Source organism: Pseudomonas sp. LAIL14HWK12:I1 (genome assembly GCF_003202095.1).
GTDB lineage: Bacteria > Pseudomonadota > Gammaproteobacteria > Pseudomonadales > Pseudomonadaceae > Aquipseudomonas > Aquipseudomonas monteilii.
This window is the reverse complement of the sequence record NZ_QJKG01000001.1, coordinates 953,552-975,327: the sequence shown is the minus strand read 5'-3', so window position 1 is coordinate 975,327 and position 21,776 is coordinate 953,552. Positions and strand designations below refer to the sequence as shown.

At 63.0% G+C, this 21,776-nt stretch carries 20 protein-coding genes; 8 read left to right on the top strand and 12 right to left on the bottom strand.

Annotation, left to right across the window (positions count from 1 at the left end; translation table 11 throughout):
* The first annotated feature begins 6 nt into the window (after positions 1-6).
* Entirely contained in the window at positions 7-1,215 is a 1,209-nt protein-coding gene (locus tag D906_RS04445; RefSeq protein WP_025753908.1) for a hypothetical protein, read from the top strand.
* A 78-nt stretch (positions 1,216-1,293) separates the two neighbouring features.
* Here D906_RS04445 and D906_RS04440 read toward each other — a convergent pair whose 3' ends face one another.
* Positions 1,294-1,911 (bottom strand): LysE family transporter, encoded by a 618-nt coding sequence (locus tag D906_RS04440; protein ID WP_016711965.1) that lies wholly within the window; start codon positions 1,909-1,911, stop codon positions 1,294-1,296.
* A 189-nt stretch (positions 1,912-2,100) separates the two neighbouring features.
* Between D906_RS04440 and D906_RS04435 the strand changes: the two genes are divergently transcribed.
* A complete protein-coding gene (locus D906_RS04435; protein ID WP_003254720.1) occupies positions 2,101-2,292 on the top strand; it encodes a YhfL family protein in 192 nt (63 codons plus the stop codon).
* A 327-nt stretch (positions 2,293-2,619) separates the two neighbouring features.
* Entirely contained in the window at positions 2,620-4,257 is a 1,638-nt protein-coding gene (mqo, locus tag D906_RS04430; protein ID WP_027615340.1) for a malate dehydrogenase (quinone), read from the top strand.
* Between the two features lie 84 nt (positions 4,258-4,341).
* On the opposite strand, the gene D906_RS04425 is transcribed toward mqo, so the two are convergent.
* Positions 4,342-4,641 carry a helix-turn-helix transcriptional regulator gene (locus tag D906_RS04425; RefSeq protein WP_025753907.1) on the bottom strand — a complete coding sequence of 100 codons (300 nt, stop codon included), beginning with the start codon at positions 4,639-4,641 and terminating at the stop codon, positions 4,342-4,344.
* Between the two features lie 85 nt (positions 4,642-4,726).
* On the opposite strand from D906_RS04425, the gene xenA reads away from it, so the two are divergent.
* Entirely contained in the window at positions 4,727-5,818 is a 1,092-nt protein-coding gene (gene xenA, locus D906_RS04420) for a xenobiotic reductase XenA (protein ID WP_016711963.1), read from the top strand.
* Between the two features lie 33 nt (positions 5,819-5,851).
* On the opposite strand, the gene D906_RS04415 is transcribed toward xenA, so the two are convergent.
* The 5 genes from D906_RS04415 to D906_RS04395 all read right to left on the bottom strand — a co-directional run bounded on the left by D906_RS04415 (position 5,852) and on the right by D906_RS04395 (position 12,418).
* The gene (locus D906_RS04415) at positions 5,852-7,099 is read right to left on the bottom strand and encodes an FAD-binding oxidoreductase (protein WP_019098487.1); all 1,248 of its coding nucleotides are present in this window, start codon (positions 7,097-7,099) and stop codon (positions 5,852-5,854) included.
* Between the two features lie 2 nt (positions 7,100-7,101).
* The gene (locus D906_RS04410; protein WP_027615339.1) at positions 7,102-8,679 is read right to left on the bottom strand and encodes an aldehyde dehydrogenase (NADP(+)); all 1,578 of its coding nucleotides are present in this window, start codon (positions 8,677-8,679) and stop codon (positions 7,102-7,104) included.
* A 186-nt stretch (positions 8,680-8,865) separates the two neighbouring features.
* Complete coding sequence (locus D906_RS04405) at positions 8,866-9,813, bottom strand: dihydrodipicolinate synthase family protein (protein WP_016711960.1); 948 nt, start codon at positions 9,811-9,813, stop codon at positions 8,866-8,868.
* Between the two features lie 41 nt (positions 9,814-9,854).
* Positions 9,855-10,781, bottom strand: a complete 927-nt coding sequence (locus D906_RS04400; protein ID WP_016711959.1) for a 4-hydroxyproline epimerase — start codon at positions 10,779-10,781, stop codon at positions 9,855-9,857.
* Positions 10,782-10,804: 23 nt separating this feature from the next.
* The gene (locus D906_RS04395) at positions 10,805-12,418 is read right to left on the bottom strand and encodes an APC family permease (protein WP_027615338.1); all 1,614 of its coding nucleotides are present in this window, start codon (positions 12,416-12,418) and stop codon (positions 10,805-10,807) included.
* A gap of 294 nt (positions 12,419-12,712) precedes the next feature.
* On the opposite strand from D906_RS04395, the gene D906_RS04390 reads away from it, so the two are divergent.
* Positions 12,713-13,495, top strand: a complete 783-nt coding sequence (locus D906_RS04390; protein ID WP_025753902.1) for an AraC family transcriptional regulator — start codon at positions 12,713-12,715, stop codon at positions 13,493-13,495.
* Here the strand turns inward: D906_RS04390 and D906_RS04385 are convergent.
* On the bottom strand, positions 13,483-14,370 hold the full coding sequence (locus tag D906_RS04385; RefSeq protein WP_019098491.1) for a LysR family transcriptional regulator: 888 nt from the start codon (positions 14,368-14,370) through the stop codon (positions 13,483-13,485). The genes D906_RS04390 and D906_RS04385 overlap by 13 nt on opposite strands.
* A 141-nt stretch (positions 14,371-14,511) precedes the next feature.
* Between D906_RS04385 and moaB the strand changes: the two genes are divergently transcribed.
* On the top strand, positions 14,512-15,051 hold the full coding sequence (moaB, locus tag D906_RS04380; RefSeq protein WP_012273701.1) for a molybdenum cofactor biosynthesis protein B: 540 nt from the start codon (positions 14,512-14,514) through the stop codon (positions 15,049-15,051).
* A gap of 20 nt (positions 15,052-15,071) precedes the next feature.
* On the opposite strand, the gene D906_RS04375 is transcribed toward moaB, so the two are convergent.
* Positions 15,072-15,971, bottom strand: a complete 900-nt coding sequence (locus tag D906_RS04375) for a bestrophin family protein (protein WP_019098492.1) — start codon at positions 15,969-15,971, stop codon at positions 15,072-15,074.
* 20 nt (positions 15,972-15,991) lie between these two features.
* Positions 15,992-16,996 (bottom strand): GTP 3',8-cyclase MoaA, encoded by a 1,005-nt coding sequence (moaA, locus tag D906_RS04370; protein WP_016711953.1) that lies wholly within the window; start codon positions 16,994-16,996, stop codon positions 15,992-15,994.
* Between the two features lie 234 nt (positions 16,997-17,230).
* On the opposite strand from moaA, the gene D906_RS04365 reads away from it, so the two are divergent.
* Positions 17,231-19,561, top strand: a complete 2,331-nt coding sequence (locus D906_RS04365) for an FdhF/YdeP family oxidoreductase (protein WP_019098494.1) — start codon at positions 17,231-17,233, stop codon at positions 19,559-19,561.
* 56 nt (positions 19,562-19,617) lie between these two features.
* On the opposite strand, the gene D906_RS04360 is transcribed toward D906_RS04365, so the two are convergent.
* On the bottom strand, positions 19,618-20,079 hold the full coding sequence (locus tag D906_RS04360; protein ID WP_016498365.1) for an Lrp/AsnC family transcriptional regulator: 462 nt from the start codon (positions 20,077-20,079) through the stop codon (positions 19,618-19,620).
* A 91-nt stretch (positions 20,080-20,170) separates the two neighbouring features.
* Between D906_RS04360 and D906_RS04355 the strand changes: the two genes are divergently transcribed.
* Complete coding sequence (locus D906_RS04355; RefSeq protein ID WP_027609390.1) at positions 20,171-21,352, top strand: PLP-dependent aspartate aminotransferase family protein; 1,182 nt, start codon at positions 20,171-20,173, stop codon at positions 21,350-21,352.
* 61 nt (positions 21,353-21,413) lie between these two features.
* On the opposite strand, the gene D906_RS04350 is transcribed toward D906_RS04355, so the two are convergent.
* Positions 21,414-21,650 (bottom strand): YdcH family protein, encoded by a 237-nt coding sequence (locus D906_RS04350; RefSeq protein ID WP_019098495.1) that lies wholly within the window; start codon positions 21,648-21,650, stop codon positions 21,414-21,416.
* Positions 21,651-21,776: the final 126 nt, after the last annotated feature.

Sequence of the window (21,776 nt, the reverse complement as noted above, 5' to 3'; positions counted from 1 at the left end):
AACACCATGATCAAACAGATGAACAAGAAGCAGCTGCTGATTGGCGGTGTGGCCGCAGCGGTGCTGGTGCTCGGCGGTGGTTACGCGATGCTGTCCAGCTCGGGCAAGAAGGCTGCGATGGCCTACTACGACGACTTCAAGGAGCGCTACTTCCTTGAGGACGTGCTGTCTGAAGGTGATATTTCCTACTCGGCGTTCTCTGGCAACCTGACTGTCGCCGACCCCGAGATCCGCGTGGCGGCCGCGCAGACCAACGGTGCCCAGCAATTCATGCGTGGCCTGTCGGGCCTGATGGAGTCGGTTCGCGGTAGCTCGGCGGAGGAAGGCCTGGCCGGTTGGGCCAAGTACCAACTCAACGCCAGCGGCAATGTTGCAGGCGTCTACCTGAAGGCCGATGCGCTGAAGCTGGCGCACGATGGTGACAGCAAGGACGGCACGATCCACATCCAGCTGCTTGGGATGCAGATGGGCAACCCTTTCGTTGCCAGCAAGGGCGCTGAAGTGGTGCTGGTGTCTGATGTCAGCGACGAGATCCAGCCGCGTGCCGAACTGGCCGCCAATGGCCGGGCCACCCAGTCGAACTTCGACTGGGGTAGTAACGTGGTTGTGCGTCAGCCAATGACCGGCGCGTTTTTGGTCAGTAGCACGGGGGAATTCGGCACCACGGTAGACGTGGACTTCACCCTCAAGCGCTCCAGTGACGGCGAGGGCTCGATGGCGTTCGTCGTGACCCACCGTAACGATGGCTCCAAGGTGGGTGAGATCGTGCGCAAGGCCGAGTTCCAGTCGCTGCCGGAGCTCGACGATGTCGAAACCCAACTCAAGAGTGCGTTGAGCGCCATGCTGATCGGGGCCTACAGCACGTACACCGGTCAGGCTGTACTGGCCGAGGCGGTGAGTGGTTTTGCACGCAAGGCCAAGGTGGAGAACTACAGCGTGAGCTACAGCGGCTTCAAACCGCTGAAAGAGGCTTACAGCGACTACCAGCAGAATGTTCCGAAGGCGAAGTTTGCCGCCTTCTGTGAACAGGTCGGGTTGTCGACGTGGAGCAGTGATTTCGGTGCCAAGGGCAAGAACCACAGTGACTCGGAATGTGCCATCGGGCAGAAGCTGGTCGAGGATGGCAAGTTTGAAGAGCACTACACCTTCAAGGAAGGCAAGAGCCTGTTTGCGGCGTTGTTCGTGAGCAAGGCGTATGAGCTGGAAACCAATTGACCGGTTGATCGCTGATAAACAAAGCCCCCGGCAACGATGAGTTGCCGGGGGCTTTTTCAATTCTGCGAATCAGAGGTTTCAGCGCATCGCCGCCAGCTTGATGCCGAACCCTACCAGGCAAGCCCCGGCCAGCCGCTCGAACATATTGGTAATGCGCGGGTTGGCGCGCATGCGTTCGGCCAGCCGGTGGGTCAGCACCACGGCGATCAACCCGTACAGGAACGTGATCACCGCCACCGTTGCCGCCATGAAGCCGAACGTCACCAACCCCTGATGCTTCACCGGGTCGATGAATAATGGGAAGAACGCCATGTAGAACATGATCGCCTTGGGGTTGAGCAGGGTGATCAGCATGGTCTGGCGCAGGTATTGGCCGTTGTCCATGCGGCTGGTGCGCGGCGCGTCACCCGGTTTGCTCAACAGCATGCGCAGGCCCAGGTAGGCGAGGTACGCGGCGCCGGCCCATTGCACGATGTGGAAGGCCGCAGGGTAGGTGGCCAGCAAGGTGGCGACGCCAGCTACCGCTAGCCACAACAGGACTTGGTCACCGACGATCACCCCACAGGTCGCGGCCAGGCCTGCCTTGATGCCGCCCTTGCCGGTGGCAGTGATCAGGGCAAAATTGCCCGGGCCCGGGATGGCCAGAAGAATGATGAAGGCGATGACGAATGCGCCGTAGTCGGTGACGCCGAGCATGGTGAACTCCTGTAGAGCAATGCAAAGGCAGAGTCATGACTATCGTCGCCAACAGCGTGCTTTACAACCTGTTGTTGCACATTCGCAATCCATCATTGCCAAGCACGACTTGGATCCAATGCCTGTTTTCTGTATTATCCCGCCGCCATCAGACGATGGTCGAAGATGATTCATTTAAAGGACTTTGTAATGAAAAAGCTGTTCAAGGCCACCGTAGCCGTTGCTGTAGTTTCGGGTGTTGCCCTGCTGTCGGGTTGCACTGGCCAGGTTTACAACCAGCCGAAAAACTGCACCTACGACTACCTGTTCCACCCTTCGGTTTCCATCTCCAAGATCATCGGTGGCTGCGGCCCGATCGATAAACTGCCTCAGCAGCAGTAATCTTGGCGGTACCCTGATCGCGACGCTTGCGGCGTGATCCAAGGCCCCCGGTCATGTAGATGGCCGGGGGTTTTTGTTTTTGGCGTGACAATCTGCCACTGGGGCAACCCGTCGTCTTGACGCCGGGGCGGGCAATTTGTTTGTGCTGGCATTTCATATACAATCAGAAAAACGATTCAGCGTTGTCGGTCAATTCGACAAAAGGCCGAGTCGTTTTCTGGTTCTCTGGCTGCTGAACAATGATCAACAACAAGCCTGCGCTGAAGAACACGCTTTACCTGGGCCAGCCACAGGCCCGCCCTCTGTTCTCCTGACTGGAATTGATCAATGTTCAAGAAAGCTGGCAAGACCTTGCTGGGTCTGGCTGTCGCTGCAAGCTTCATGCAAGCGCACGCCGCAGAAACCAAGAAAGTAGACGTGCTGCTGGTCGGCGGCGGCATCATGAGCTCCACCCTGGCCGTGTGGCTGCATGAGCTGGAGCCAAGCTGGTCGATGGAAATGGTCGAGCGCCTGGACGGCGTGGCCGAAGAAAGCTCCAACGGCTGGAACAACGCCGGTACCGGCCATTCCGCGCTGGCCGAGCTGAACTACACCCCGGAAGACAAAGACGGCAACGTCAACATCGCCAAGGCCATCGAAATCAACGAAGCCTTCCAGATTTCCCGTCAGTTCTGGTCGTGGCAGGTACGCCAGGGCGTGTTGAAGAATCCGCACTCGTTCATCAACACCACCCCGCACATGAGCTTCGTGTGGGGCGATGACAACATCAAGTTCCTGAAGAAGCGCTACGACGCGCTGCAGGCCAGCCCGCTGTTCCGCTCGATGCAGTACTCCGAGGACCACGCGCAGATCGCCAAGTGGGTCCCGCTGATGATGGAAGGCCGCGACCCGAACCAGAAGCTGGCCGTGACCTGGACGCCGATCGGCACCGACGTGAACTTCGGCGAGATCACCCGCCAGTTCGTTGGCCACCTGCAAACCCAGAAAGGCTTCGACCTGAAGCTGTCCACCGAAGTGCAGGACATCACCCGCAACAAGGACGGCTCCTGGCACGTCGAGTACAAGAACCTGAAGGACGGTACCGAATCGGCCACCGACGCCAAGTTCCTGTTCATCGGTGCTGGTGGCGGCGCACTGAAGCTGCTGCAGAAGTCGGGCATTCCTGAAGCCAAGGAATACGCAGGCTTCCCGGTGGGCGGCTCGTTCCTGGTGACCGAGAACCCGACCGTTGCCATGCAGCACATGGCCAAGGCCTACGGCATCGCCTCGACTGGCGCACCACCCATGTCGGTACCGCACCTGGACACCCGCGTGCTGGACGGCAAGCGCGTGATCCTGTTTGGCCCGTTCGCCACCTTCTCGACCAAGTTCCTGAAGAACGGCTCGTACCTGGACCTGCTGAGCAGCACCACCACCCACAACGTGTGGCCAATGACCAAGGTGGGTATCGAGCAGTACCCGCTGGTCGAGTACCTCGCTGGCCAGCTGATGCTGTCGGATGATGACCGCTTCGAAGCCCTGCGCACCTACTTCCCGAACGCCAAGAAGGAAGACTGGCGCCTGTGGCAGGCCGGCCAGCGTGTGCAAATCATCAAGCGTGATGCCGAGAAAGGCGGCGTGCTGAAGCTGGGCACTGAAGTGGTGGCGTCGCAAGACCGCACCATTGCTGGCCTGCTGGGTGCATCGCCAGGCGCCTCGACGGCTGCGCCGATCATGCTGAACGTGCTGGAAACCGTGTTCAAGGAGAAGGTCGCTACTCCTGAGTGGCAGGCCAAGATCAAGGAAATCGTGCCAAGCTACGGCACCAAGCTGAACGATTCGGCAGCGGCCACCCAGAAAGAGTGGAACTACACCGCTGAAGTGCTGCAGCTGGAGAAACCGCCGGTGATCGATGCCAGCGTTGACTTCAACGGCGCGCCGAGCGAGCCGGTTGAGAGCAAGCCTGCGAACGACATGGCGCTGTAATCGGCCATTGTTGTGAAAGAAGCCACGGGGGAAACCTCGTGGTTTTTTTTTGCCTGTTCGGGCCCTTTCGCGGGTACAGGAAAATCAGCTCTGCCGAAGAATGCACTCCAGCAACCCGGGAAACCGCTCACCCAGCATTTCGCTGCGCAGCGAGTTCATGTGGGTCGTCCCCACATTGCGGGTATGCACCAGCCCCGCATCACGCAGGACGCGAAAGTGATGGGACATGCTCGACTTCGGCCGGCCGCCATCCAGCTCGCCGCAGCTGGCTTCGGTGACACCGGCCAGGTGTCGGACGATTTCCAGGCGCACGGGGTCGCTCAGCGCATAGAGCAGGCGTTCGAGGATCAGGTCTTCAGCGGTGGGGTGTTTGTAGGCTCGCATGGCTCACATGATAACGGGGGTTTCATTAATTGCCATAGTTCGATTATGATCGAACAACAGTATTCAGATGAGCCCGGAGTTTCCCATGTCCGCACTGTTCGAACCCTACACCCTCAAAGACGTCACCCTGCGCAACCGCATCGCCATTCCGCCCATGTGCCAGTACATGGCCGAGGATGGCCTGATCAACGACTGGCACCAGGTGCATTACGCCAGCATGGCCCGTGGCGGTGCCGGCCTGCTGGTGGTCGAAGCCACGGCGGTGGCACCGGAAGGGCGCATCACCCCTGGTTGCGCCGGAATCTGGAGCGATGCCCACGCCCAGGCTTTCGTGCCGGTGGTGCAGGCCATCAAGGCGGCCGGTTCGGTGCCGGGCATCCAGATTGCGCACGCCGGCCGCAAGGCCAGCGCCAACCGCCCGTGGGAGGGTGACGACCACATTGGTGCTGATGACGCGCGTGGCTGGGAGACCATCGCCCCGTCCGCCATTGCCTTTGGCGCGCACCTGCCAAACGTGCCGCGCGCAATGACCCTGGACGACATCGCCCGGGTCAAGCAGGACTTCGTCGATGCCGCCCGCCGTGCGCGTGATGCCGGCTTCGAGTGGATCGAACTGCACTTCGCCCATGGCTACCTGGGCCAGAGCTTTTTCTCCGAGCACTCCAACAAGCGTACCGACGCCTACGGTGGCAGCTTCGACAACCGCAGTCGTTTCCTGCTGGAAACCCTGGCAGCGGTACGTGAGGTGTGGCCAGAAAACCTGCCGCTGACCGCACGCTTTGGTGTGCTGGAATACGACGGCCGCGACGAGCAGACCCTGGAAGAGTCGATCGAGCTGGCGCGCCGCTTCAAGGCGGGTGGCCTGGACCTGCTGAGCGTGAGTGTCGGTTTCACCATTCCCGAGACCAACATCCCGTGGGGCCCGGCGTTCATGGGGCCGATCGCCGAACGCGTGCGCCGTGAGGCGAAGCTGCCGGTGACCTCGGCGTGGGGCTTTGGTACGCCGCAACTGGCTGAAGCCGCGTTGCAGGCCAACCAGTTGGACCTGGTGTCGGTAGGGCGCGCGCATTTGGCTGATCCGCACTGGGCGTACTTTGCGGCCAAGGAGCTGGGCGTGGAAAAAGCCTCCTGGACCTTGCCGGCGCCTTATGCGCACTGGCTTGAGCGCTATCGCTGAGTGATGCCGGGGGCTGCGCAGCAGCCCCCGAATCTAAAACCGATCCAACCGGTAGGCCCCCATCTCAGGCCCACTGGCCTGCTCAGCCAACCGCCCCACCCACTCCGCCGTCACCGCTGCCTGGGTCAGCCCCAAATGCTGATGCCCAAACGCCAGCAGCACCCGCCCATCACACACCCTGTCGATCACCGGCAACGAGTCTGGCAACGAAGGCCTGAAGCCCATCCACGGCGTAGCCCCTTCGGCACACAAGTCTTGCCGAAACAGCCCCTTGCTCAAATGGTGCAACTGCCAGGCGCGCTGCATGCTCGGCGGTGCCTCCAGCCCGGCGAACTCCACCGTGCCGGCCAGGCGCAAGCCGTCGGCCATGGGCGTCATGATGAACTTGCGTTCCAGCGACGTGACCGCAAACGGCAGGCGCTGACGCTCGCCCGGCAGCATCAGGTGGTAACCGCGCTCCGTGTCCAGCGGCACCCGCTTGCCCGTCAGTACGGCGGTCAGTTTCGCAGAGTGCGCACCACAGCTGATCAGCACCTGACGGGTATTGAACGTGCCATGGTCGCTGACCAGGGTGACCCCGCCGCTGTGCAACCGGCCACCCTCGACCTGCGCCCGGGCAAACCGTACGCCACTGGCTTTGGCCGCTTCGAACAGCTCGCACACCACCCTGTACGGATCGATGAAATGACCGGTCTTGGGAAAGAACAGCCCGCCCAGCAATGATGGGTTCAACTGCGGTGCCGCTTCGCGTATGGCTTCGGCCGACCAGAAGTCCACCGGCACCGCCTGCTGTTGCATGCGTGCGCGCAAGGCCTCCAGCGCCTGGCGTGATTCAGGCTTCTCGAACACCAGCAGTGAGCCATCTTCCTGGAACAGCTCGCTGCGCCCGATCGAGCCCAATAATCGCTGCCAGGCACCCAGGCTGCCTTCGTTCAGTGTGCGGATGCCGGCCACGCTGCGCTGGAACGGCGCCGGGCGCAGGTTGAGCAGCAAGCGAGTGAACCACGGCATGGCCTTGGGCAGGTACTTCCAGTCCAGGCGCAACGGGCCCATCGGGTCCAGCAGCATGCGCGGCAAGCGCTTGAGGATCGACAGGTCGGCGATCGGGAACACCTGCTCGGTCGCCAGGTGCCCGGCATTGCCATAGGACGCGCCCTGGCCGGGCGCCTGACGGTCGACCAGCAGCACTCGGCGGCCCTGACGGGCCAGTTGCAGGGCGCAAGCGACGCCGACAATGCCGGCGCCAACCACCGCGATATCGGTTTCAGCGGTTTCGAGCATGCTCAGCCTTCCCGTTTACCGTCAAGCAGGCGCCGCAGCTGCAGCGGGTTGCCGTGCTGCAACGCCGACGGCAGCAAGGCATCGGGGAAGTCCTGGTAGCACACCGGACGCAGGAAGCGCAGGATCGCCGCCGTGCCCACTGAGGTGGTGCGGGCATCGGAGGTGGCCGGGAACGGTCCGCCGTGGACCATCGCATCGCACACCTCAACGCCGGTCGGCCAGCCATTGACCAGAATGCGCCCGGCCTTGCGTTCAAGGGTCGGCAGCAGGGCGCGAGCGCTGGTGATGTCGGCATCGTCCAGCTGCAACGTAGCGGTCAGTTGGCCCTCCAGATGCTCGGCCACCTGGCGTACCTGTTCATCGCTCGCGCAGGCCACGACCAACGACGCAGCACCGAACACTTCGGCCTGCAACGCCGGGTCTGCCAGGAAGGCTTCGGCCTGGGTCACGAACAACTGTGCCTGGCATTGGTTGGGGCCTTGCCCTGCCTGACCACTGGCTGCCGTCTTGGCATTGGCGTTTTCCGCCAGGGCACCGACACCGGCCTGGTAAGCACTGAAGATGCCCGGGGTGAGCATGGTCTGCGCGGCGGCCTGTTGTACGTGTTCGCTGGCGGCAGCGATGAAGCGCTGCAACGCGGGCCCTTGTCGGGCGATCACCAGGCCGGGGTTGGTGCAGAACTGGCCAGCACCTTGGGACAACGAGGCGACGAAGCCTTGCGCCAGCGCTTCGGCGCGGGCCTGCAAAGCGGCCTCGAAGAGGAATACCGGGTTGATTGAGCTCATTTCGGCGTACACCGGGATCGGCTCCGGGCGTGCCTGAGCGGCTTGGCACAGTGCGACACCACCGCTGCGCGAGCCGGTAAAACCTACTGCCTTGATACGCGGGTCGCTGACCAGGGCGATGCCCACTTCTCGGCCAGAGCCGTACAGCAGCGAGAACACGCCGGCCGGCAAACCGCACAGCTTCACCGCTTGCGTCACGGCCTGGCCGACCAGTTCGCTGGTGCCAGGGTGGGCGCTGTGGGCCTTGACCACCACCGGGCAGCCAGCGGCCAATGCCGACGCGGTGTCGCCACCGGCTACCGAAAATGCCAGCGGAAAATTGCTGGCGCCGAACACGGCCACCGGCCCCAGGGCGACCTGGCGCTGACGCAGGTCGGCGCGGGGCAGGGGCTGGCGTTCGGGCTGGGCATTGTCGACCCGTACATCCAGCCATTCACCAGCCCGCACCACCCGGGCAAAAGTGCGCAGCTGGGTGCAGGTGCGGCCCCGTTCACCCTGGATGCGCGCTTTGGGCAGGCCGGTTTCGGCCACGGCGCGGTCGATCAGGGCATCGCCGAGGGCTTCGATCTGCGCGGCGATGGTTTCGAGAAATTGTGCCCGTTGTTCGAGCGAGGTTTCGCGGTAGGCATCGAACGCCGCCCAGGCCAGGGCGCAGGCCTGGGCGACGTGTTCGCCGGTGCCGCCGAGGTAGGCCGGTTCCAGCGTTTGGCCGGTAGCCGGGTTGATGGCGTGGATGGCTTCGCGGCTGCCAGTTACCGGCGTCTGGCCGATCAGCAGGTTGCCTGTGAGGGGCATGTAGCCTCCTTGGAATCAAATACGGGTATCAAGGGAAACCGCAGCCCCTGTAGGAGCGGCCTTGTGTCGCGAAAGGGCTGCGAAGCAGCCCCAGCAATTTGTGCCTCTGCGCGAAAATCCCGGGGCCGCTTGGCAGCCCGTTCGCGACACAAGGCCGCTCTTACAAGAGTCCGCGCAGGTCCAAAGTCAGGCGACGTTTTGCTCAGCCGACCAGCTGGCATACCAGCTGCGGAACAGCGCGTACTGCTGCTCGGCATAGTTGCGCTGGGCATCGGTCAGCACGTCGGTCTCGTTGAAGTGCAGGCTGTACTCGCGGTCACCGTTCAGCACCATCAGATGCTTGTAGTACAGCACCAGGTCGCAACCCTCATCGAACGACGACAGCACCGCCAGTGCCGCTTCCAGCTCACGTGCCAGGCGACGGGCCTTCGCATCGCCCTTGGCCGCCTGCTTGCTCAGGCTCACCAAGTGCAGCACTTCACGCGGCAGGGCGTTGCCGATGCCGGTGATGGCACCGGTGGCGTTGCAGTTGACGAAACCATGCACCACCTGGGTATCCACGCCGACCATCAGGGTCACATCGTCATCCTTGGAGGTGATGTGCTCGGCGGCGTAGCGCAGGTCGGCGCCACCGCCGAACTCCTTGAAGCCGATCAGGTTGGAGAATTCGCGGCGCAGTTCGAAGAACAGGTCGGCGCGGGTGGCGAAGCCGTAGTAGGGGCTGTTGTAGATCACTGCTGGCAGCTTGGGCGCGGCGGCGAGGATGGCCGAGAAGTGGTGCTTCTGGGCGATCAACGAAGCACCACGGCTAAGCACGCGGGGGATGACCATAAGGCCGGCGGCACCGACCTTGGCAGCATGGGCCGCGTGGGAAACCGCTTCGCGGGTGTTCACCGCACCCGTGCCGACGATGGTGGGAATGCCTGCGGCCACCAGGCGCGCCACACCTTCCTGGCGCTCGGCTTCGGTCAGCAGCGGCCAGTCACCCATCGAGCCGCAGTACACCACGGCGCTCATGCCGGCCTCGATCAGTTCGCGGCCCTTGCGCACCAGGGCGTCGAAGTCCGGCTTGCGGTCGGCGGTGCATGGGGTCATCAAGGCGGGCATGGTGCCGGTGAAGATGTTGTCAGTCATTGTTGTCACTCCTCGCAATGTTCAGTCGGAAAAAGCCGGGGTCAGATACCCCAGGCGAACGGGTCTTGTTCGTCGATCAGCAGGGTGCTGTCGGCGGTCATGTAGGCGCGGCCGGTGATGAACGGGCGAATGTGTTCGCCGTCGCGCTCGTAGCGGCCGTGGAACTGGCTGCCGGTGATGCTGGCCTGCACCCAGGTCTGGCCTTCGGCAAGCTTGCCGTCGGCGGCCAGGCAGGCCAGCTTGGCGCTGGTGCCGGTGCCGCAGGGCGAGCGGTCGTAGGCCTTGCCGGGGCACATCACGAAGTTGCGGCTGTCGGCGTTGGCGTCGTTGGCGAACAACTCGACGTGGTCGATGGGGGCGCCGTTTTCACCCGTGATGCCCTGGGCTTCGAGGGCCTTGAGCATGGCCCAGGTGTACTCGGTGAGCGCTTCGCGGTTGCCCAGCTCTATGCGCTGGCCGTGTTCGGAAACCAGGAAGAACCAGTTGCCGCCCCAGGCAATGTCGCCGTGCACCACGCCGTGCCCGGGCACATCCACCGCCACCTGCTGGCGATAGCGGTAAGAGGGCACATTGGCGACGGTGATGGCGCCATCTTCATGCAGGGTGGCGCTGACTTGGCCGACCGGGGTGTCTATCTTGTGCACGCCGGGCGCGATCAGGCCCAGGTGCTGCAACGAGGCGACCAGGCCGATGGTGCCGTGGCCGCACATGTTCAGGTAGCCGGCGTTGTTGAAGAAAATCACCCCGCAGGTGGCGTCGGCCGACACCGGTGGGCAGTACAGCGCGCCCACCAGCACATCGTTGCCGCGAGGCTCCAGCAGGCAGGCACGGCGCCAGTGGTCGTGCAGCTCGCGCAGTTCGTCGCGCTGTTCGGCCATGCTGCGGCCATGCAGTTGCGGGAAGCCCTTCATCACCAGGCGGGTCGGTTCGCCGCCAGTGTGGGAGTCGATGACGTGAATCTGTTTCATGGGCTTGTCCCTTGCGTAAAAGATCAGGAGGCGACGGCGGCAGGGCGGCCGGCATAGGTGTCAGCGGTGGTTTCGCTTTCGTCCTCGCCTTCCAGGCGTACAAGGTGTGCAGGCACGCCAGTGGCCGCTCCCCAGTAGTAGATGCCCAGAGCACAAGCCGCCACGGCTACGGTGTCGAGCGGGTGGCCAATGACCCCCAGGCCGCCGAAGCTGCCCAGCCACGACAGCAGGATGGTTACTGCGTAGAAGCCGATCAGCCATGCCGACGAGCGCACTTGCTGGGCCAGCGACAGGTGCTGGGTGGGCACGAAGCGACCGCACAGCAGGTACAGCACGAACATCACGATTTGCAGGGCCAGTAGCCACGACACGGTATTCCAGCCGGACCAGTACACGATCAGCGCGGCGATGATGAACGACAGCGGGCCGAGCACGCCCATACCCTTGACCCGGAACGGGCGCGGCATGTCTGGCGCATTGCGGCGCAGGGCGGCGACGGTGACCGGGGCCACGGCGTAGCTCAGTACCAGGGCGGCGGATACCACGTTGATCAGTGCTTCCCACGATGGGAATGGCAGGGTCCAGAACACCGACAGGCCAAACGTCAGCCACAGCGCTGGGCGCGGGATGCCGGACTCTGCATCGATGCGGGTGAAGTACTTGAAGAAGGTGCCGGTCTGCGCCCAGCCATAGATCACGCGCGGGGTGGCGTTCATGTAGATGTTGCCGCAGCCGCTGGGCGAGATCACCGCGTCGGCCACCACCAGGTAGGCCAGCCAGCCCACACCCAGGGCAAGGGCGATGTCACGGTAGGGCAGGGCCAGTTCCTTGGTGACCGCAGCCCAGCCGTTGGTGAGCATTTCGGTCGGTACGCTGCCGAGGAAGGCCAGTTGCAGCAGGGCGTAGATAGCGGTGGACAGCAGCACCGAAAGCATCAGCGCAATCGGGATGGTGCGCTGCGGGTTCTTCACTTCGCTGGCCACCGAAATGATCGGCGTCAGGCCCAGGTAGGCGAAGATGATGCCACCGGCCGACACGGCCATTTCTACGCCGGACAGGCCGAACGGAGCAAAACCGTGGACTTCGAAGTTTTCCGGTTTGAAGAAGGTGAACAGCACGCCAATCACCAGCAGCGGCACGATGAACTTGAATACGCTGACCAGGTTGTTGGCCTTGGCGAAGGTTTTCACGCTGCGGTAATTGAGGAAGAAGAACAGCCCCAACAGCGCGAACTGCACGAGCCAGCCAAGCACGGTCGGGTCGCTTGAACCGGTTTTGGTCAGCCCGGGAAACCAGGCGGCGGCGTACTGGCGCGAGGCGACCACTTCGATGGCGATCAGGCTGGAAAAGGCGATCAGGGTGATGAAACCCATCAGGTAGCCCAGCAGCGGGCCGTGCGAGTAAACCGGGTAGCGCACCACGCCACCGGCGCGGGGCAGGGCGGCGCCCAGTTCGCAGTAGACGATGCCCAGCAGCAGTACGGCGAAACCGCCGAGGAACCAGGACAGGATGCCCGCCGGGCCGGCGATGGCCGAGACGTGGCTGGCGGCGAACAGCCAGCCAGAGCCGAAAATGGCCCCCAGGCCGATGAAGGTGAGGTCCAGCAGTGATAACTGTTTCTTGAATTTGCCTGACATGGGTTCGCCTTTTTGTTGGTTATTGGATAGGCAGGTCTGATGTCACGAGATGCGGCTTTTTGGGCCGCGCTCTTGTAGGACTTGGGCGGCTTGCGTGGGGCATAGAGTGAACCGGTCGGGGCGGCGGTTCTTGATGGTTTTCTGCAAGGGGGATGACGAAATCGGCACAGTTGCAAAAAATGCTGGCGGCGAGGGTGGGGTGCTGGATAGGCTGTAGGCCTTAGCGAATAAGGGCTGTAGAGATGTGTTGGTAGTACTGGCCTCTTCGCGGGCACAGCCAGCAGAGAACCGAAGATGACCGACAATCCCTTGGCAACCCTGTACCAGTCTCTCGACCTTCACCGCCCCGCGAGCCTTGAGGCCCTGCTGGCCAGCGTTTCCCTGCTATTGCCGATCCTCGACGTCATCCCCAACGCCGCCATCTTCATCAAAGACCCGGCCGCCCGCTACGTGCTGGCCAACAACACCCTGGTCCAGCGTTGCGGCCTCAAGCGCTTGCAGCCGTTGCTCGGCAAGACCAGCGCTGAAGTCTTCCCGGCACAGCTTGGCCCCGGCTACACCGAGCAGGACCGCCGCGTACTCAAGGAAGGGCTGGTGCTGGACGACCAGCTGGAGCTGCACCTGTACGGCAGCCGCGAGCCCGGCTGGTGCCTGACCCACAAGCGCCCGCTGTACAACCAGGCGGGCGAGATCATCGGCTTGGTAGGCATTTCGGTCGACCTGCAATCAGCCGCCGACACTCACCCTGCCTACCAGCGCCTGGCCGCGGTGGACGAGCATATCCGCCAGCACTTTCACCAGCCGATCAGCATGGGCGAGCTGACCCGCATCGCTGGCATTTCCGTGGCTCAGCTGGAGCGCTACTGCAAGCGGGTATTTCACCTCACGCCCCGACAGATGATCCACAAGGCGCGCCTGGAGCACGCCCACCGCCTGCTGCATTCGGACCTGCCGATCACTGACGTGGCGATGCGCTGTGGCTACACCGACCACAGCGCCTTCAGCCGCCAGTTCAAGCAACTGACTGGTTTCACCCCGCGCCAGTACCGCCAGGCAACCAGCGATCAGGTGGCTTGAAACAGCGCCCGTGCCTCGGCAAAGCACTGCTCGGCAATCGCCGAGCGCGGCTCGCTACGGCGCAGCAACAGGCCGACCGGGCTGTGGATGGCAGCGTCGGCCACCGGCAGAATGCGCAGGTGCTCGCTGAGGTCTTCGAGGCCGCAGTCCAACGGCATGATCGCGCAGCACATGCCGGTGTTGATGGCCTGTATCAGCTGGAAAGTCGAGTCGCTTTCCAGTACCGCATGCGGTTCCAGGCCACGGCTGCGCAAGCTCAGGTCCAGCGACTGTCGGTAGTGCATACCCTTGCTCAACAGGCCCAGCGGTATGTCGCTGAGCGCGTCCCAGCGCAGGGTGTCGCTGTCAAACTGGAAGTGCCGGGTGTCGTGCAGCAGGCCCATGGTGGTGGTGCCCAGTTCCAGTACTTCGAAGAAGCTGGTGTTGACCTGGTCCAGGTAGCAGATACCCAGGTCGAGCTGGTTGCGGCTCAGTCCGTCGATGACTTGCTCCGAGCTCAGCGAACTGAGCTGGAAGTGCAGTTCGGGGTATTTTTCGCGCAGCGGCAGCAGCAGGTGCATGGGGTTGAAGCTGGCCAGCGGCACTGTGCCCAGTCGCAGGCTGCCGACCACCTGGCCCCGGCAACTGGCGGCCTCGGCCTGCAGGCCGTCGTGGGCGGCGAGCAGGGTGCGGGCCCAGGCCAGAATACGCTCGCCGGCCTCGGTGAAGCCTTCGAAGCGCTGGCCGCGTTTGACCAGCACCAGGTCCAGCTCGTCCTCCAGGTTGCGCAGGCGCATGGACAGCGTCGGCTGAGTGATATGGCACAGCGCCGCCGCCTGGCCGAAGTGGCGGGTCTGGTCGAGGGCGATGAGGAACTTGAGCTGCTTGATGTCCATGAAAGTGCCTGGCGTATGGTTGTGCAGACCATAACCCACGTCTGCGATAGATGTCATTGATCGGCCGGTAAGCCATAACGATTGGACGCCCCCGCGCCACGCCTCTAGCGTGGTGACAATGCCATTCAAGGAGCTTTTACTGTGCGCGTCCAACCCGATGCGGTCTTCGTACCGCTCAACATTGCCGTGCTGACCGTCAGCGACACCCGTACCTACGACAACGATACCTCCGGCGAGCTGCTGGCCAGCCGGTCGGTCGAGATCGGCCACCGGCTGGTGGCGCGGGCGTTGCTCAAGGACGACCTGTACAAGATCCGCGCCCAGGTCGCCACCTGGATTGCCGACGAGCAGGTGCAGGTGGTGCTGATTACCGGCGGTACCGGCTTTACCGGGCGTGACAGCACACCGGAGGCGGTCGAGTGCCTGCTGGACAAGCGCATCGATGGCTTTGGCGAGTTGTTCCGGGCGCTGTCGATTCTGGATATCGGCAGTTCTACCGTGCAGAGCCGAGCGCTGGCCGGGTTGTCCAACCGCACGTTGGTGTGCTGCTTGCCGGGTTCCACTGGCGCCTGCCGTACGGCGTGGGAAGGAATACTGGCGGAGCAGCTGGATGCCCGGCACCGGCCGTGCAATTTCGTCAAACACCTGCTGCCGATCGAGGCCTGTGCCAGCCGGGGGTGAGTTTTCTCCTGTGACGGCTATCAGCTCAACACATGCTCCACCGGCAACAACGCCGGTGGCAACTGTGTCTCGCCCAACCCCGCCAACACATCCCGCTCCACCGTCCGCACCATGGCATCGGTTGGCAGGTCGTTCTCATCCCGCCCGAACGGGTCCTCCAGTTCGTTGCCAATCGCATCCAGCCCGAAGAACGTGTAGCCCACGATGGTGGTGAACAGCGGTGCCAGCCAGCCCAGCGGCTCGGCCAGGGCAAACGGCAGCAGCAGGCAGAAGATGTAGATGGTGCGGTGCAGCAACAGCGTGTAGGGGAACGGCAACGGTGTGAACTTGATCCGCTCACAGGTGGCCTGCACCTCGGTCAGGCCTACCAGCCGCTGTTCCAGCAGGCTGTAGCGCCAATCGCTGATGTGCTGTTGTTCCGCCAGCCGCGAGCAATGCTGGCCGATGTCGCGCAGGATGCCGTCGCACACGTTGTGCGGGCTGATCGTCTCTGGCCGGGCCAGCCAGGGCCGGGCGGCTGCCAGGTCGTCCTCGTTACGCAGGCGGGCATTCAGCGCATGGGCATAGCCACACAGGCTGCGCAGCAGCTCTGCGCGCAGCGCTTCGTCAGCAATCACCACGCTTTCGCGCACGAACGAGCGGGTTTCTATAATCAGCTTGCCCCAGGCCTTACGGCCCTCCCACCAGCGGTCGTAGCAGGCGTTGTTGCGAAAGCTCATGAAGATCGACAGCGACAGGCCCAGCAACGTAAACGGCGTGGCACTGACCGGGTAGAAAAACGCGGGGAAATGGCGCTCGACCAGCACGATCAGCGCGGCCAGCAGGGTCACCATCAGGCAGCGCAGGGCGATGCGCTTGACGATCGACCCCTTGAGGGTGAACAGCACACGCAGTACATCGGGGGTTGGGTGAACAATCATGGAAATCCAGAGACGGCCATTCAGCCGCCGGTCATGTTCATGAAGCGCAGGATCTGCACATCGCCACCCACTTCGAAGTGGTGGCGGTAGGGCTTGAGGTGCAGGGAGTCGCGGATGGCCTTTTCCAGGCGCTCGCGGTTGCCTGGGTGAGCACGCAGCACGTGCTTCAGGTCTACCGAGTGTTCGTTGCCCAGGCACAGCAACAGGCGGCCTTCGACCGTCAGGCGCACGCGGTTGCAGGTGGCGCAAAAGTTGTGGCTGTGCGGCGAGATGAAACCGACCCGGGTGTTGGCGGCTTCGGCCAGGCGCCAGTAGCGGGCAGGGCCCTGTGATGATTCGGTGGACTCCACCAAGGTGAACTGTTCTGCCAGGCGCTCGCGTACTTCGTCGCTGGAGCAGAACGACTCGCCGCGCTCGTGTTCGCTGATTACCCCCAGCGGCATTTCTTCGATGAAGGTGATGTCCAGCTCGCGATCGATGGCAAAGCGTACCAGGTCGACCAGTTCGTGGTCGTTGCGGCCTTTGAGTACTACACAGTTGAGCTTGATGCGTTTGAAGCCGGCCTGGCGTGCGGCGTCGATACCAGCGATGACCTGGTGCAGGTCGCCGGTACGGGTCAGCTGCTTGAAGCGTTCGGTATCCAGGCTGTCGAGGCTGATGTTCAAGCGCGACAGCCCGGCGTCGAACAGTGGCTGTGCCAGGCGCCCGAGTTGCGAGCCGTTGCTGGTCATGCACAGTTCGCGCAAGCCGGGCAGGGCGGCAATCCGCCCGCACAGCTCGACGATGCCCTGGCGTACCAGCGGCTCGCCGCCGGTCAAGCGGATTTTGCGGGTGCCCAGGGCGACGAAGCGCTCGGCCACCTGGAACAGTTCTTCGAGGCTGAGGATCTGCTGGCGCGGCAAAAACTGCATGTCTTCGGCCATGCAGTACACGCAACGGAAGTCACAGCGGTCGGTGACCGACATCCGCAGGTAGTCGATTTTCCGGTTGAAGCCGTCGATCAGGGCCCGGCTGTTCTGTTCCACGTTCGCGCTCGAATGGGGTGGGTTCACTCCAAGCTATAGCCTGGCCGCAGGGCCGTCAAATTGCTTTGCCCGACTGGTTGATCGATGGTTTCTATCACGGCTGCAGGCCCGATGCCTCAAAGCTTCCACCCCATGATCGAAACCGCTTATCACGCCGTAAGATCTTTCGATTGGACGCCCCACCCCCACGCTCAATAGGCTGAATAAAAGCATCGAAGCGTGAGGATTCATCGCATGAGCCAGGACGAACACATCAGGGACTACAAAGGCGCAGCCGCCGGCTGGGGAGCGCTCAAGAGCGTGACCAAAAGCTGGCTGGGCAGCGAAAATGCCTTCAAGAACCTGCGGGCCATGCTCAAGACCAACCAGAACGGCGGCTTCGACTGCCCCGGCTGTGCCTGGGGGGAGTCGCCGGAAAGCGACATGGTCAAGTTCTGCGAAAACGGCGCCAAGGCGGTCAACTGGGAAGCCACCGGCCGCTCGGTTGACCCGGCTTTCTTCGCCAAATACAGCGTCAGCGCGCTGAAGGACCAGACTGACTATTGGCTCGAATACCAGGGCCGCCTCACGCACCCGATGCGCTACGACGCTGCCACCGACCACTATGTCGAAACTACTTGGCAGGAGGCCTTCGAGCTGGTCGCCAGACACCTGCGTGCGCTGCAGTCGCCAGACGAGGCCGAGTTCTACACGTCGGGCCGGGCCAGCAACGAGGCGGCGTTCCTCTACCAGTTGTTCGTGCGCGCTTACGGCACCAACAACTTCCCCGATTGCTCGAACATGTGCCACGAAGCCAGTGGTGCAGGCATGTCGGAAACCCTCGGGGTGGGCAAAGGCACTGTCGTGTTTCACGACCTGGAGCTGGCCGATGCGATCTTTGTCATCGGTCAGAACCCAGGCACCAACCACCCGCGCATGCTCGAACCGCTGCGTGAGGCGGTCAAGCGCGGGGCTCAGGTGGTGTGCTTCAACCCGCTGAAAGAGCGTGGCCTGGAGCGCTTCCAGCACCCGCAGCACCCGTTCGAAATGCTCAGCAACGGCTCCGAGCCGACTTCCAGCGCCTACTTCCGCCCGGCCTTGGGCGGTGACATGGCGGCCATGCGTGGCATTGCCAAATTCCTGTTGCAGTGGGAGCGCGAAGCCCAGGCCAACGGTGAGCCGGCGGTGTTCGACCATGCCTTCATCGCCGAGCACACCAGTGGCGTCGATGACTACCTGGCGGCAGTGGACGCCACCTCCTGGGCGCACATCGTCAAGCAGTCGGGCTTGACCCTGGCCGAGATCGAGCTGGCGGCCCGCATGTACCGCAAGGCAGAGCGGGTGATCATGTGCTGGGCCATGGGCGTCACCCAGCACCGCCATTCGGTGCCTACCGTGCAGGAAATCGTCAACCTGCAGTTGCTGCGCGGCAACGTCGGCAAACCCGGCGCTGGCCTGTCGCCGGTACGTGGCCACAGCAACGTGCAGGGCGACCGCACCATGGGCATCGACGAAAAGCCCAAACCGGCGCTGCTCGATGCCCTCGAAAAACGCTTCCGGTTCCGTGTGCCGCGTGCCCATGGGCACAACGCGGTGCTGGCGATCAAGGCCATGGAAGAGGGGCGGGCCAAGGTGTTCGTCGCCCTGGGCGGCAACTTTGCCCAAGCCACCCCGGACACCCCGCGCACCCACGCGGCGCTTCAGAACTGCGCGTTGACCGTGCAGATTTCCACCAAGCTCAACCGCTCGCACCTGGTCACTGGCCGCGATGCGTTGATCCTGCCCTGCCTGGGCCGGACCGAAATCGACCTGCAGGCCGAAGGGCCTCAAGGCGTGACCGTGGAAGACACCTTCAGCATGGTGCACATCTCTAACGGCCAGTTGCGCCCGCGTTCACCGCACATGCGCTCGGAGCCTTGGATCATCGCCGGTATGGCCAAGGCCACGCTGGGCAATCAGCCAATCGACTGGGAGTATGCGGTGGCTGACTACAACCGCATTCGTGACATGATTGCCGACGTGATCCCTGGTTTCACCGGCTTCAACGAACGCCTGCATAGCCCGGGCGGTTTCCACCTGGGCAACAATGCCGCCGATCGCAACTTCCGCACGGCCACGGGCAAGGCACGGTTCATGCCCCACGCGCTGCCAGAGGAGTTGATCAACGCCAAGGTGCTGGCGCGGGGTGACAAGCCCGACCTGATCCTGCAGACCCTGCGCTCGCACGACCAGTACAACACCACGCTGTATGGCCTGGACGACCGCTACCGTGGCGTGTTCGGCCTGCGTGAAGTGGTGTTCGTGAACGAGGCCGATATTCGTCGCCTGGGCTTCGAGCCGGGTGAGCATGTGGACCTGGTGTCGCTGTGGGAGGATGGCGTCGAGCGGCGGGTGTCGGGGTTCCGCCTGGTGGCGTATGACGTGCCTGAAGGGCAGGCGGCGGCGTATTACCCGGAGACCAATCCGCTGGTGCCGCTGGAGAGTTATGGCGAGGGGACCTATACACCGACGTCGAAGTTTGTGGCGATCAAGGTTGAGAAAGCCAAGGCGGGGAACCGGATTGCGGCGGTGCTGGCGGCTAACTGATTGGTTGCCTGTACCGGCCTCTTCGCGGGCTTGCCCGCGAAGAATCCATCACCGATTCAGGATCGATGCACCGGGTACGCTGTGGTGTACTTCATCTGCTCCATGGCAAAACTGGACGTAATGTTCGACAGCCCATCGGTACGGGTAATCAGCTTTTTGTAGAACCGGTCATACGCCGCAATATCCCCCACCACCACCCGCAGCATGTAATCCCAGTCGCCGGACATGCGGTAGAACTCCATCACTTCCTCGAACCCGGTCACGGTCGCGGCAAACTGCTCAAGCCAGGCGCTGTCGTGGCGCTGGGTCTTGAGCTGGACGAACACCGTCAGCCCCAGGCCAAGCCGTTCGGGGTCGAGCAGGGCGACGCGGCCAAGAATGTAGCCTTCTTCTTCCAGGCGCTTGACCCGCTTCCAGCAGGGCGTGGTGGACAGGTTGACGGCCTCGGCCAGGTCCTTGAGCGATATCGAGGCATCGCGCTGAAGCAGGGTAAGAATGTGCTGGTCGAAACTGTCCATATCGCGTGCGGGCCGTGAAGAAAATTTTTCACAGATTACCCCAAGGCCAGAACATTTGGGTTGTGCGATAGTTGCTGCCTTAACTCTGCCAATGGGCCTGACCATGTCCGACAAGCCGCGCAATTTCGCCACCCGTACCATTCACGCCGGCGAGCAGTTCAGCGTCGCTGAAAACGCCATTTTTCCAGCCATCGTCACCGCCAGCTCGTTCACCAAACGCAGCCTGGATGACAAACCGGAATACTCCTACAGCCGCGTTGGCAACCCCACCCGGCATGCCTACGAAACCTGTGTCGCCGCGCTGGAAGAGGGCGTGGGGGCGGTTGCCTGTGCCTCGGGCGTGAACGCTACCGCGACGGTGTTGGAGCTGCTGTCCAAGGATGCCCATGTCGTGGTGATGAACGGCGTGTACGGCGGCACTTTCCGTATTCTGGAAGACTACCGCAGCCGCACCTCGGGCCTGACCACCACCTATGTCGACCTCAACGACCTGGAGGCCGTGGCTGCCGCCATCAAGCCGGAAACCCAGCTGATCTGGATCGAATCGCCGACCAACCCGCTGCTGCACCTGGTCGACATCAAGGCCGTGTGCGACCTGGCCAAGGCCCGGGGCATCCTCACCTGCATCGACAATACCTTCTGCTCGCCGTGGAACCAGCGCCCCATCACCTTGGGCGTGGACCTGGTGATGCACTCGGCCAGCAAGTACATCGGTGGCCACTCCGACCTCACCGGTGGTGTGGTGGTGGCGGCCAACGATGCACTGCTGGCGCGCCTTCGCCGCATCAGCATGGCAATTGGCGCGGTGCAGGGGCCGTTCGACTGCTACCTGGCCCTGCGTGGCCTGAAAACTCTGGATGTGCGCATGGAGCGCCAATGTGGCAATGCCCTGCAGGTGGCGCGCTTCCTCGAAAACCATCCGCAGATCGAGCAGGTGTATTACCCGGGGCTGGAAAGCCACCCGCAACACGAATTGTGCAAACGCCAGATGCGCAGTGGCGGGGCGGTGGTGGCCATGAAGGTCAAGGGCGACCGCGCCGCGCTCAACCGCTTGGTGGAAGCGTTGCAGATCTTTGTGCTGGCCGACTCGCTGGGTGGGGTGGAGAGCATGATCAACCACTCGTGGACCATGTCGCACTGCTCGCTGAGCCCGGAGCAGAAAGGGGTGATGGGGATCAGCGAGAACCTGCTGCGGCTTTCGATGGGGATCGAGGATTACCGTGATCTGATCGAGGATCTGGATGGCGCCTTGAAAGCTTCGGCAGCTGTGTAAGGGTTGCTGGCCCCTTCGCGGGTGAACCCGCGAAGGGGCCAGTGAATTCAATACATTTCCATCAGGATTTCGGCGGATGAATGATCCGTTCGATCTTGTCCTTGATCAGCAACCGTTCCTTGCGCAGGCGGTTGACGGCGTCGTCGTTGGTGCCGTTGACTTCGGCGGCGACCACCTCCTTGTCCTTGGCGTTGTATTCCTTGTGCAGTGAGTGCAGCGTCTGGTCCTTGTCAATGAGCGCCTGGAATGCATCGGCGGTAACGTGCAGGTCAGCGAGCAGATCATGCGGAACTGGCATTTCTTCACCTCTGTCAGGGTTGTCGGTAAGGTCCTGACCTCTGAGGATAGCCGCCTTTGCGCAGGCCGGTGATGTCGGCCAGCCTGAATGGCAGCTGAATGAAGCGCCGTAAATCACCGAAAGACG

What these genes read in the sequence shown, in the direction of transcription:
- D906_RS04400 (WP_016711959.1), bottom strand. Translation starts at nt 10,781, where the DNA reads ATGAAACAGATTCACGTCATCGACTCCCACACTGGCGGCGAACCGACC.
- D906_RS04435 (WP_003254720.1), top strand. Translation starts at nt 2,101, where the DNA reads ATGAAAAAGCTGTTCAAGGCCACCGTAGCCGTTGCTGTAGTTTCGGGT.
- D906_RS04350 (WP_019098495.1), bottom strand. Translation starts at nt 21,650, where the DNA reads ATGCCAGTTCCGCATGATCTGCTCGCTGACCTGCACGTTACCGCCGAT.
- D906_RS04385 (WP_019098491.1), bottom strand. Translation starts at nt 14,370, where the DNA reads ATGGACATCAAGCAGCTCAAGTTCCTCATCGCCCTCGACCAGACCCGC.
- D906_RS04360 (WP_016498365.1), bottom strand. Translation starts at nt 20,079, where the DNA reads ATGGACAGTTTCGACCAGCACATTCTTACCCTGCTTCAGCGCGATGCC.
- D906_RS04365 (WP_019098494.1), top strand. Translation starts at nt 17,231, where the DNA reads ATGAGCCAGGACGAACACATCAGGGACTACAAAGGCGCAGCCGCCGGC.
- D906_RS04390 (WP_025753902.1), top strand. Translation starts at nt 12,713, where the DNA reads ATGACCGACAATCCCTTGGCAACCCTGTACCAGTCTCTCGACCTTCAC.
- D906_RS04355 (WP_027609390.1), top strand. Translation starts at nt 20,171, where the DNA reads ATGGGCCTGACCATGTCCGACAAGCCGCGCAATTTCGCCACCCGTACC.
- D906_RS04425 (WP_025753907.1), bottom strand. Translation starts at nt 4,641, where the DNA reads ATGCGAGCCTACAAACACCCCACCGCTGAAGACCTGATCCTCGAACGC.
- D906_RS04415 (WP_019098487.1), bottom strand. Translation starts at nt 7,099, where the DNA reads ATGCTCGAAACCGCTGAAACCGATATCGCGGTGGTTGGCGCCGGCATT.
- mqo (WP_027615340.1), top strand. Translation starts at nt 2,620, where the DNA reads ATGTTCAAGAAAGCTGGCAAGACCTTGCTGGGTCTGGCTGTCGCTGCA.
- D906_RS04440 (WP_016711965.1), bottom strand. Translation starts at nt 1,911, where the DNA reads ATGCTCGGCGTCACCGACTACGGCGCATTCGTCATCGCCTTCATCATT.
- D906_RS04395 (WP_027615338.1), bottom strand. Translation starts at nt 12,418, where the DNA reads ATGTCAGGCAAATTCAAGAAACAGTTATCACTGCTGGACCTCACCTTC.
- xenA (WP_016711963.1), top strand. Translation starts at nt 4,727, where the DNA reads ATGTCCGCACTGTTCGAACCCTACACCCTCAAAGACGTCACCCTGCGC.
- D906_RS04405 (WP_016711960.1), bottom strand. Translation starts at nt 9,813, where the DNA reads ATGACTGACAACATCTTCACCGGCACCATGCCCGCCTTGATGACCCCA.
- D906_RS04445 (WP_025753908.1), top strand. Translation starts at nt 7, where the DNA reads ATGATCAAACAGATGAACAAGAAGCAGCTGCTGATTGGCGGTGTGGCC.
- D906_RS04410 (WP_027615339.1), bottom strand. Translation starts at nt 8,679, where the DNA reads ATGCCCCTCACAGGCAACCTGCTGATCGGCCAGACGCCGGTAACTGGC.
- D906_RS04375 (WP_019098492.1), bottom strand. Translation starts at nt 15,971, where the DNA reads ATGATTGTTCACCCAACCCCCGATGTACTGCGTGTGCTGTTCACCCTC.